This is a genomic window from Pseudomonas sp. NPDC087803 (assembly GCF_044742995.1).
In the GTDB taxonomy this organism is placed as follows: Bacteria; Pseudomonadota; Gammaproteobacteria; order Pseudomonadales; family Pseudomonadaceae; genus Aquipseudomonas.
Window position 1 is genome coordinate 1 of sequence record NZ_JBIUVO010000039.1, and the last position, 10,572, is coordinate 10,572.

Annotated in this window: 9 protein-coding genes; 6 read left to right on the plus strand and 3 right to left on the minus strand. The window is 61.1% G+C overall.

All coding sequences use genetic code 11. From position 1 onward, the window contains the following. From rho to ACIOUG_RS18265, 4 genes are all read left to right on the plus strand, one after another. A partial coding sequence (gene rho, locus ACIOUG_RS18250; RefSeq protein ID WP_401067413.1) for a transcription termination factor Rho occupies positions 1–1,135 on the plus strand: 1,135 nt, incomplete at its 5' end. 196 nt (positions 1,136–1,331) lie between these two features. After that, positions 1,332–3,332, plus strand: a complete 2,001-nt coding sequence (locus ACIOUG_RS18255) for an acyltransferase family protein (protein ID WP_401067415.1) — start codon at positions 1,332–1,334, stop codon at positions 3,330–3,332. A 69-nt stretch (positions 3,333–3,401) separates the two neighbouring features. Next, positions 3,402–4,868, plus strand: coding sequence for a 4-hydroxy-3-polyprenylbenzoate decarboxylase (ubiD, locus tag ACIOUG_RS18260; protein ID WP_003229330.1), 1,467 nt, complete (start codon positions 3,402–3,404; stop codon positions 4,866–4,868). Continuing rightward, positions 4,868–5,836, plus strand: coding sequence for a CDP-6-deoxy-delta-3,4-glucoseen reductase (locus tag ACIOUG_RS18265; RefSeq protein WP_401067417.1), 969 nt, complete (start codon positions 4,868–4,870; stop codon positions 5,834–5,836). Before ubiD ends, ACIOUG_RS18265 begins: the two co-directional genes overlap by 1 nt. Before the next feature lie 34 nt (positions 5,837–5,870). On the opposite strand, the gene ACIOUG_RS18270 is transcribed toward ACIOUG_RS18265, so the two are convergent. Beyond that, positions 5,871–6,344: a sn-glycerol-3-phosphate transporter gene (locus ACIOUG_RS18270; protein ID WP_401067419.1), complete on the minus strand. Its 474-nt coding sequence runs from the start codon at positions 6,342–6,344 to the stop codon at positions 5,871–5,873. 354 nt (positions 6,345–6,698) lie between these two features. Here ACIOUG_RS18270 and ACIOUG_RS18275 point away from each other — a divergent pair, with 354 nt between their 5' ends. After that, positions 6,699–7,367 (plus strand): gamma-glutamylcyclotransferase, encoded by a 669-nt coding sequence (locus tag ACIOUG_RS18275; protein ID WP_401067420.1) that lies wholly within the window; start codon positions 6,699–6,701, stop codon positions 7,365–7,367. Here ACIOUG_RS18275 and glpT read toward each other — a convergent pair. Next, the gene (gene glpT / locus ACIOUG_RS18280; RefSeq protein ID WP_401067422.1) at positions 7,343–8,692 is read right to left on the minus strand and encodes a glycerol-3-phosphate transporter; all 1,350 of its coding nucleotides are present in this window, start codon (positions 8,690–8,692) and stop codon (positions 7,343–7,345) included. The genes ACIOUG_RS18275 and glpT overlap by 25 nt on opposite strands. Before the next feature lie 225 nt (positions 8,693–8,917). Here glpT and ACIOUG_RS18285 point away from each other — a divergent pair, with 225 nt between their 5' ends. Beyond that, on the plus strand, positions 8,918–9,547 hold the full coding sequence (locus ACIOUG_RS18285) for a flagellar basal body-associated protein FliL (protein WP_401067423.1): 630 nt from the start codon (positions 8,918–8,920) through the stop codon (positions 9,545–9,547). A gap of 4 nt (positions 9,548–9,551) precedes the next feature. Here ACIOUG_RS18285 and ACIOUG_RS18290 read toward each other — a convergent pair whose 3' ends face one another. Continuing rightward, positions 9,552–10,529: an NADPH:quinone oxidoreductase family protein gene (locus ACIOUG_RS18290; protein WP_401067425.1), complete on the minus strand. Its 978-nt coding sequence runs from the start codon at positions 10,527–10,529 to the stop codon at positions 9,552–9,554. Positions 10,530–10,572: the final 43 nt, after the last annotated feature.

Genomic DNA, 10,572 nt, shown 5'->3' on the forward strand with positions numbered 1-10,572 from the left:
CGCGATAAGCGGCGAGGAAATCTCCGGTGTTGGCGTGCTGGAGATTCTCCAGGTCGGATTCGGCTTCCTGCGCTCCGCTGACGCTTCCTACCTCGCCGGCCCGGACGATATCTACGTCTCGCCGAGCCAGATCCGTCGTTTCAACTTGCGCACCGGTGACACCATCGTTGGCAAGATCCGCCCTCCAAAGGAAGGCGAGCGTTACTTCGCTCTGCTCAAGGTCGACACGATCAACTTTGATCGTCCGGAGAACGCGAAGAACAAGATTCTCTTCGAGAACCTGACCCCGCTGTTCCCGACCGTGCGCATGAAGATGGAAGCCGGTAACGGTTCCACCGAAGACTTGACCGGTCGTGTGATCGACCTGTGCGCCCCGATCGGCAAAGGCCAGCGTGGTCTGATCGTTGCACCGCCGAAAGCCGGTAAAACGATCATGCTGCAGAACATTGCCGCGAACATCGCGCGCAACAATCCTGAAGTTCACCTGATCGTGCTGTTGATCGACGAACGTCCGGAAGAAGTAACCGAAATGCAGCGCACCGTGCGCGGCGAAGTGGTTGCCTCGACCTTCGACGAGCCGCCGACCCGTCACGTGCAGGTTGCCGAAATGGTGATCGAGAAGGCCAAGCGCCTGGTCGAACACAAAAAGGACGTGGTGATCCTGCTCGACTCCATCACCCGTCTGGCCCGTGCCTACAACACCGTGATCCCGAGCTCCGGCAAGGTCCTGACCGGTGGTGTTGACGCCCATGCCCTGGAGAAACCGAAGCGTTTCTTCGGTGCTGCGCGCAACATCGAAGAAGGCGGCTCGCTGACCATTATCGCCACCGCGCTGGTTGAAACCGGCTCGAAGATGGACGAAGTGATCTACGAAGAGTTCAAGGGTACCGGCAACATGGAACTGCCTCTGGATCGCAAGATCGCCGAGAAGCGTGTGTTCCCGGCGATCAACATCAACCGCTCCGGCACCCGCCGCGAAGAGTTGCTGACCGCCGACGACGAACTGCAGCGCATGTGGATCCTGCGCAAGCTGCTGCACCCAATGGACGAAGTGGCGGCCATCGAGTTCTTGGTCGACAAGCTGAAAACGACCAAGACCAACGACGAGTTCTTCCTGTCGATGAAGCGCAAGTAACATCGCCGGTTGAACCGATAAAAGGGCGCCCCTATGGGGGGCGCCTTTTTTTTGCATGAAATTTGCCCCGGCAATGAGAGGTTCCTGATCTGGTAAGGTCTGTGATCGGGCAACCCAACACGCAGCGCTCGATAGCCTCGGTGATTCAAGTTCGAGCTGTACAAAAAATAACCATCTGATTGGCATTAAAGATTTTATGAGCACACTCGCTTATCGAAGGGATATCGACGGCTTGCGGGCAGTCGCGGTGATCGCCGTGGTGCTGTTCCATTTTGGCGTCCCGGGGTTTACCGGCGGTTTTGTCGGCGTGGACGTGTTCTTCGTGATCTCCGGCTACCTCATCACCTCGATCATCTGGAACCAGCGTCAGGCGGGGCGTTTCAGTTTCGTCGAGTTCTGGGCGCGGCGTGCGCGGCGCATCCTGCCGGCGCTGTTTGCGATGATCATTGCGGTACTGGCGGTGGGCTGGTTCCTGCTGGCGCCCAAGGATTACGAAGAGCTGGGGCGTTCGGTGCGGTATCAGGTGACGTTCGTCTCGAACCTCCTGTTCATGCGTCAGGACGGCTACTTCGACGTTGCCTCGGACTTGAAACCGTTGTTGCACACTTGGTCACTGGCGGTGGAGGAGCAGTTCTACATCTTCTTCCCGCTGCTGCTGACGTTGCTATCCAGTCGCCTGAAACATTGGCGGCTGGCGCTGTTCGGCGTGCTGCTGGTGTCCTTCGGCCTGAGTGTGTGGGCGATCCATCATCACCCGGAAAAAGCCTTCTTCCTGCTGCCGATGCGCGCCTGGGAATTGCTCGCCGGGGCGATGCTGGCGATTGCACCGAAACACACCTGGCGCTTGAAGCCGCTGGCTGCCCAGGCGCTGAGCCTGCTCGGCATGGGGTTGATCCTGTTGGCGGTGTTCGCCTATGACAAATCGACGCCGTTCCCGGGTATCACCGCGTTGCTGCCGGTGCTGGGCGTGGTCCTGCTGATTCTGGCCAACGGTCATCATCAGACGGTGATCGGTCAATTGTTGAGCAGCCGGGTGATGGTCGGCCTCGGGCTGATCTCCTATTCCTGGTATTTGTGGCACTGGCCGGTGTTCGTGTTCTCCAGCTATGCCAGCGTCGATGAGCCGGGCGCGCTCGACACGGCCGGGTTGATCCTGCTGACCTTGGTGCTGGGTTATCTGTCATGGAAATTCGTCGAAACCCCGTTCCGTGAACGGCGCTTGCTCGCCGGGCGCCGGCAGATTCTGCTGGCCGGTTTCTGCGGGATTCTGCTGCTCGGTCTGGCCGGGCAATCACTGCGTTGGACCGATGGTCTGCCGTGGCGCTTGTCCGAGCAGGCGTTGCAATACGCCAAGGGGCGCGAGTGGCGGCCGGAGCTGATGGCGTGCCTGGCGGATGACAAGACCCCTGACGACAAGCTGTTCTGCCATTACGGCGTGACGGATCTGCCGACCCGCGCGCTGGTCTGGGGCGACAGCCATGCCACGGCGCTGATCCCGGTGTTCGATGACGGTGCCAAAGCCCATGGCGTCAGCGTGATTCTGGCCAGTTCTCCCGGTTGCATTCCGGTTGATGGATTGGAATACGACGGAGTCTGTGCGCGCTTCAATAAGCGGGTCGAGCAAGGGTTGAAGGCGCAAGCGGTCAGCGATGTGGTGCTGGTCGCGCGCTGGAGCCTGTACCTGTACGGCGACGCCAGGGGCGATCTCGGTCATGTGCTGAGAACACCGGACGGCCGTTACGATCGCGCCGAAGCCGAGCAGCGTTTCGCCGCAGGCCTGCGCGCTCGCGTGGCGCAACTGCGGGCGGCCGGGCATCGCGTGTGGCTGGTGAAAGAGGCGCCGTTGCAGGCGTTCAGTCCGCCGTATCGGCTGACCCGGCTGGCGATGCTTGATCGTCCGGTGGATGACGTCGGTCTGGCCGTAGAGGCGCACCACAAACGTCAGGTGTTCATCAGCCAGGTGTTTGCGCAGTTGGCGCAGGACGACCCGGCGGTGCGCGTGGTCGATCCGGCACCGAGGCTGTGTGATGACAAGGGCCTGTGCCACGCCGAACTCGGTGGCTATTCGCTGTACACCGATGACAATCACCTGTCTGAAGTCGGTGCGCGGTTTGTCGCGCCGATCCTTGAGCCGCTGTTTATCGGCCTGCAAGCCCGGGAAAACCTTGGCAAAGCGCAGACGAATGCAGCCAAGTAAGCAGCGACAGGCTGCCACAGGGCTGCATAGCAGGTAGGATGTACGCCTATTTTGAGGGTGCCATCGTCAATGAAATTCAAGGATCTTCGGGATTTCGTGCAGCAGCTTGAGCAGCGCGGAGAGTTGAAACGCATCCAGATTCCCGTCTCGCCGGTGCTGGAGATGACTGAGGTGTGCGACCGCACCCTGCGGGCCAAGGGCCCGGCGCTGCTGTTCGAGAAACCCACCGGCTACGATATTCCGGTGCTCGGCAACCTGTTCGGCACCCCCGAGCGGGTGGCCATGGGCATGGGCGCCGAGTCGGTCAGCGAGCTGCGCGAGATCGGCAAGCTGCTGGCCTTCCTCAAGGAGCCGGAGCCGCCGAAGGGCCTGAAGGACGCGTGGTCGAAGCTGCCGATCTTCCGCAAGATCATCTCGATGGCGCCGAAAGTCGTCAAAGACGCGGTGTGCCAGGAAGTAGTCATCGAAGGCGACGACGTCGACCTGGCGATGCTGCCGGTGCAGACCTGCTGGCCTGGCGACGTCGGCCCGCTGATCACCTGGGGCCTGACCGTCACCAAAGGCCCGAACAAGGACCGCCAGAACCTCGGTATCTACCGTCAGCAAGTGATCGGCCGCAACAAGGTGATCATGCGCTGGCTCAGCCACCGTGGCGGTGCGCTGGACTTCCGCGAGTGGTGCGAGAAGCATCCGGGTCAGCCGTTCCCGGTCTCCGTGGCCCTCGGCGCCGACCCGGCGACCATCCTCGGCGCGGTCACGCCAGTGCCGGACAGCCTCTCCGAATACGCCTTCGCCGGTCTGTTGCGCGGTAACCGCACCGAACTGGTGAAGTGCCGCGGCAACGACCTGCAAGTGCCGGCCACTGCCGAGATCATCCTCGAAGGCGTGATCCATCCGGGCGAAATGGCCGACGAAGGCCCGTACGGCGACCACACCGGTTACTACAACGAAGTCGACAGCTTCCCGGTGTTCACCGTCGAACGCATCACCCACCGGATCAAGCCGATCTACCACAGCACCTACACCGGCCGGCCGCCGGATGAGCCGGCAATTCTCGGCGTGGCGCTCAACGAAGTGTTCGTGCCGATCCTGCAGAAGCAGTTCCCGGAGATCACCGATTTCTACCTGCCGCCCGAAGGCTGCTCGTACCGCATGGCCGTGGTGACGATGAAGAAGTCGTATCCGGGGCATGCCAAGCGCGTGATGCTCGGTGTCTGGTCGTTTTTGCGACAGTTTATGTACACCAAGTTCGTTATCGTCACTGACGACGATATCAACGCCAGGGACTGGAACGACGTGATCTGGGCCATTACCACGCGCATGGACCCCAAGCGCGACACGGTGATGATCGACAACACGCCGATCGACTACCTCGACTTCGCCTCGCCGGTCTCCGGCCTGGGCTCGAAAATGGGCCTGGATGCCACCCACAAATGGCCGGGTGAAACCACTCGCGAGTGGGGCCGTGTGATCGTCAAGGACGATGCCGTCACCCAGCGGATCGATGCCATCTGGAATCAGTTAGGAATAGATTGATGCGTGTAACCCTGCAGCCCTCCGGAGCGGTGCTTGAGATACGGCCCGGCGAGCGGATTCTCGATGGTGCGCGGCGCCTGGGCTATGAATGCCCGCAAAGCTGCCGCAATGGCAATTGCCATGTGTGTGCGGCGTTGCTGGTGGAAGGCCGGGTCGAGCAGGCCGGCAAGGTGCACGACCATGGCGAGTTCTACACTTGCATCGCCGAGCCGCTGGAAGACTGCATCCTGCTGTGGGATGGCGTGCTCGCGTTGGGAGAACTGCCGGTGCGCAGCCTGTCGTGTCAGGTTATCGAATGCCGGGATGTCGGCGGCGACACCTGGCGCGTGCGTCTGCGGGCGCCGGCCGGCAAGCCGCCACGCTATCACGCCGGTCAGTACCTGATGATCGAGCGTGAGAACGGTGAGAAGTCGGCGTTCTCCATGGCCTCGGCGCCGCACGGCGGACGCGATCTGGAAATCCACGTGCTGGCCCGTGAAGCCAGTGCGCTGAGCCTGATCGAGCAGCTGCAACGCAACCCGCTGGTGCGCGTCGAGCTGCCGTTCGGCGACACCCACCTCGCCGAATTGCCCGACGGGCCGCTGGTGCTGATCGCCGCCGGCACCGGCATGGGCCAGATCCACAGCCTGATCGAACACTGCCGCGCCAACGGTTTCAAACACCCGGTGCATCTGTACTGGGGCGTGCGCCGTCCGGAAGACTTCTACCAGATCGAGCATTGGGACGAATGGCTGAAGCTGCCCAATCTGTTCCTGCACAAAGTCGTCAGCGACCAGTGCGGTTGGGAAGGGCGCTGCGGGATGTTGCACCAGGCCGTGTGTGAAGACTTTGCCGATCTGAAGTCCCTGCACGTCTACGCCAGCGGCTCGCCGGCGATGGTCTACGGGACTCTGGATGCATTGGTGGAAGCCGGCATGGATGCGCACCAGATGCGCGCCGATGTCTTTGCCTACGCGCCTCGGTCTTGACCCGATCTTGATCCGTGGGAATTGAGCCGCGCCCTTAGAAGCGCACGCCGCTCGTCACCATCGCCGCGTTGGCGCCGAGAAACACCAGTTCGGCGGCCAATGGGCCGTAGTGAGTGCCGACGGACGGAATGATCACCGGCGCAACGCCGTAGCGGTTCAAAGGAATCTTGTCCCGGTAATCACCGCGATAACCCTGCAACAGCCCACCGGTGACTTTCAGGTATACCGGGTACTCGCTGCTGTCATAGCGCTTGCCGGCATAGGCATAGTTCGAGCGCTGGCGGAACGAGTTGCGGAAAGTTGCCCCGCCAAATACCCAGCCGGAAGCCTGATTGCGTTCGATGCCGATCAAGTCCTGATGATTATTGTGTTCGGGGTCGGGCGAATAATGTCGGGTATAGACACTGGTCTGGGCGTACCAGAAACCCTTGTCTTGCGCATCGTCCTCGGCCAATGCATGGCCGGCCTGAGTCATCAGCAATGCGGTCAGAAGTCTTGGGATTTTCATTGTGCAGCCTCGGTTAAACGGGATGGCTTGCGCCAGAGGAAGGCCGTTATACGTAGGCGTTCAGCGACGGAGAAGAAAGAAAGTCCGGCATTTTAGTAGGAAGTTTCCCGCGCCTTCATGAACGAAACCTGAACAAGCGAAGGCTTATGCATATTTCATTCGGGTATTTAAGATATTTCTGCAATGGTATTAGGCTATATAAAACCCGATAGCCGAGGCGGATAATCCCCGATTAGCGCGGTCGGGCAGGTCATACATCCTTTAGCACTTTTCGTTTTACAGTTACTGCTATATGTTCTATCAAGCGAATTGTGCTTACATCTTGTAATACTTGCGGGGCCGAACACTTCCGTCATGACAGCCATTGAATCTGCTTTTGTGAATCTGGCTTATCCTCCGCGGCTCGATCTGGGGCCGCAGCTGACCCACGAACAACTTCTCGTCTCGATGCAATCGACCATGGCGCGCCACAAGGGCGGGCCGGTGTGGCTGTTCGCCTACGGGTCGCTGATCTGGCGCCCGGAGTGCACGGCGGTGGAGCGGGTGCGCGGCAGGGTGCACGGCTACCATCGCGGTTTGTACCTGTGGTCGCACGAGCATCGCGGGACGCCGGAAATGCCCGGGCTGGTATTCGGTCTGGATCGCGGCGGTTCGTGCAGCGGCTTCGCCTATCGGCTGCCGGAAGAGAATCTCGACGCGGCGCTGTACGCGCTGTGGAAACGCGAGATGCCGTTCCCGTCCTATCGCCCACACTGGCTCAACTGCCGGCTCGAAGATGGCAGTCAGGTTCAGGCGTTAGGATTTGTCTTGGAGCGACACCTGCCCAGCTATGCCGGCAACTTGCCGGATCACGTGCTGAGTCAGGTGTTCGAAAGCGCTTGCGGGCGTTACGGGACCACTCGCGATTATGTCGAGCAGACCGTCCACGCCCTGCGCAGCCACGCCATGCCGGATCGCAATCTGGAGGCGCGGCTCAAGCGCTGTCAGTCACAAGCCGATCAGGCGACAGCTTCGCGGCTCTGACTGGTGACTTGCTTGTGCCACAGCGTCGGGGCCAGGAAGGCCATCGACAGCAGGCAAGCGCCCACCAGCAGGACAAAACCACCGTCCCAGCCGAAGTGGTCAACGGTGTAACCCATCGCCGCACTCGCCGCGACCGACCCCCCCAGATAGCCGAACAGACCGGTGAAGCCCGCCGCCGTACCGGCGGCTTTCTTCGGTGCCAGTTCCAGCGCCTGCAGGCCGATCAGCATCACCGGGCCGTAGATCAGGAAGCCGATCGAGAACAGCGCGATCATGTCCACGGTCGGGTTGCCGGCCGGGTTCAGCCAGTACACCAGCGTCGCCACGGTCACCAGCGCCATGAACACCATGCCGGTCAGGCCACGGTTGCCACGGAAGATCTTGTCCGACATCCAGCCGCACAGCAGCGTGCCCGGAATGCCCGCCCACTCGTAGAAGAAGTAGGCCCACGAAGTCTTGTCGACGTCGAAGTGCTTGGCTTCCTTGAGATAGGTCGGCGCCCAGTCCAGTACGCCGTAGCGCAGCAGGTAGACGAAGACGTTGGCCAGGGCGATGTACCAGAGCATTTTGTTGCGCAGCACGTATTTGACGAAGATTTCCTTGGCGCTGAATTCGTCTTCGTGGCTGGCGTCGTAGCCTTCCGGGTAATCGTTCTTGTACTTCTCGATGGGCGGCAGGCCGACCGATTGCGGGGTGTCGCGCATGGTGATGAAGGCAAACACCGCCACGCCCAGCGCTACCGCTGCCGGAACGTAGAACGCCGCGTGCCAGTCATTGAACAGGCCCATGCCGAGCAGGAACAACGGGCCGATCAGGCCGCCGCCGACGTTATGCGCCACGTTCCACACCGAGACCACGCCGCCGCGTTCCTTCTGCGACCACCAATGCACCATGGTGCGTCCGCTCGGCGGCCAGCCCATGCCCTGGGCCCAGCCGTTGATGAACAGCAGGATGAACATCATGGTCACGCTGGACGTTGCCCACGGCGCGAAACCGAAAATGAACATCACCCCGGCCGACACCAGCAGGCCGAACGGCAGGAAGTAACGTGGGTTGGAACGGTCGGACACCAGGCCCATCAGGAACTTCGACAGACCGTAGGCAATGGCGATGGCCGACATCGCCAGACCCAGATCGCCACGGCTGTAGCCTTCGTCGATCAGGTACGGCATGGCCAGCGAGAAGTTTTTGCGCAGCAGGTAGTAACCCGCGTAGCCAAAGAAGATACCGGCGAAGATCTGCCAGCGCAGGCGTCGGTAAGTACTGTCTATTTTTTCTTCAGGCAATGGAGCCTGATGTGCGGCAGGACGAAAGAAAGCAAACATTCAAGAGCTCCAGATTTCTTGTTTTGACTGCGGATGCGAATGTTACAGTTTCGTTACCGAAAATAGCACCGGTTCGCATTGGCTAAACAGTGGAAATGTTGGAATTCGCGCGTTCTTTTACGAACCTGTCGCTCAGCTGTAAGAACAGGGCGTTTTCACCACTTATCAACATGAGGTGACTTAGACTCGCGGCCCGTTCAGCCGATTGATCCGCCGAGATAAGAAATGTCACTGAAGGTTCGCATGTTGGTGCCGAGGTTTTTGGTGGCGGCGGCAATCGCCGTGGTGATGCTGACATTGATCGTCACCGACCATCCCGCCCATTCCGGTCTGCGCAACACCACGGTGCTGATCATTCGGCATGCGGAAAAACCGGATGAGGGATCGCGGCTCAATGCCCGCGGCGAACAGCGTGCGGCCGCCTACGTCGACTATTTCAATCCGCTGAAACTCGACGGGCAGGTGCTCACTCCCCAGCGTTTGATCGCTGCCGGCGACACCCCGGAGAGTTCGCGCTCACGCCTGACGCTGACGCCGCTGTCCGAGCGTTTGAAACTGCCGATCGAGCAGCCCTACATCAATGGCGATCTGCATCAATTGGTCGGGTTGTTGCGCAAGAGCAATCAGGCGCCGACCGTACTGATCGCCTGGCATCACGGCCATATCAATAAGCTGATCAAGGCTTTCGGCGGCGACGCGACAGCGCTGATGGGACAGGAAAAATGGCCGGATGATGTCTTCGACTGGCTGATCGTCCTGCGCTTCGATGACAAGGGACGGCTCATCCCGTCCCGGAGCCGGAAGGTGCAGGAGCAGCTGTTGCCGGGCGACGCGACAGCATCGCCCGGCGGCTGAGACTTCAGCGCACCTGCACCACCACTTTGCCCACCGCCTTGCGCTGCCCCAGATCATTGATCGCCTGCGCCGCGTTGCTCAGCGGATACACCTGCGACACCAGCGGTTTCAACTTGCCCTCGGCGAACCAGCCGAACAGTTGCTGGAAGTTCGCCGCGTTGTCCTGCGGCTGGCGCTGGGCGAAGGAGCCCCAGAACACGCCGAGTACTGCTGCGCCTTTGAGCAGGGCGAGGTTGACCGGCAGTTCAGGGATGCGTCCGCTGGCGAAGCCGACCACCAGCAGGCGGCCGTTCCAGGCGATGGCCCGAATGGCCTGGTCAAACAGGTCGCCGCCGACCGGGTCGTAGATTACGTCGGCGCCCTGGCCGTCGGTGAGGCGTTTGATTTCGTCCTTGAGGCTGGTTTCGCTGTAGTTGATCAGTTCATCGGCGCCAGCGGCCTTGGCCACGGCGAGTTTTTCCGCGCTGCTGGCGGCGGCGATGACCCGGGCGCCCATGGCTTTGCCGATTTCCACCGCCGCCAGACCGACACCACCGGAAGCGCCGAGCACCAGCAGGGTTTCCCCCGGTTGCAGGTTGGCCCGCTGTTTTAGCGCGTGCATCGAAGTGCCGTAGGTCATGCTGAACGCGGCGGCGGTGTTGAAGTCCATCGACGGCGGGATCGGCAGGACGTTATAGCCCGGCACCGCGACCTGTTCGGCGAAGCTGCCCCAGCCGGTCAGGGCCATGACCCGGTCGCCGACCTTCAAGTGACTGACCTTTTCACCCACTTCGCTGACCACGCCGGAGGCTTCGCCACCCGGCGAGAACGGGAACGGCGGCTTGAACTGGTACTTGCCCTCAATGATCAGCGTGTCCGGGAAGTTGACCCCGGCGGCGTGCACCTCCAGCAGGATTTCGTTCTTCTTCGCGACAGGACTGGCGACGTCTTCCAGCACCAGCGATTCGGCAGGGCCGAAGGCTTTGCACAGCACGGCTTTCATCAGGGCTATTCCGTTGGGAGTGATGGCCGATAAGTGTAGGTGT

Bases quoted from the DNA above. Each gene is read 5' to 3' on its own strand.
- ACIOUG_RS18255 (WP_401067415.1), top strand. From the start codon at position 1,332: ATGAGCACACTCGCTTATCGAAGGGATATCGACGGCTTGCGGGCAGTC.
- ubiD (WP_003229330.1), top strand. From the start codon at position 3,402: ATGAAATTCAAGGATCTTCGGGATTTCGTGCAGCAGCTTGAGCAGCGC.
- ACIOUG_RS18265 (WP_401067417.1), top strand. From the start codon at position 4,868: ATGCGTGTAACCCTGCAGCCCTCCGGAGCGGTGCTTGAGATACGGCCC.
- ACIOUG_RS18270 (WP_401067419.1), bottom strand. From the start codon at position 6,344: ATGAAAATCCCAAGACTTCTGACCGCATTGCTGATGACTCAGGCCGGC.
- ACIOUG_RS18275 (WP_401067420.1), top strand. From the start codon at position 6,699: ATGACAGCCATTGAATCTGCTTTTGTGAATCTGGCTTATCCTCCGCGG.
- glpT (WP_401067422.1), bottom strand. From the start codon at position 8,692: ATGTTTGCTTTCTTTCGTCCTGCCGCACATCAGGCTCCATTGCCTGAA.
- ACIOUG_RS18285 (WP_401067423.1), top strand. From the start codon at position 8,918: ATGTCACTGAAGGTTCGCATGTTGGTGCCGAGGTTTTTGGTGGCGGCG.
- ACIOUG_RS18290 (WP_401067425.1), bottom strand. From the start codon at position 10,529: ATGAAAGCCGTGCTGTGCAAAGCCTTCGGCCCTGCCGAATCGCTGGTG.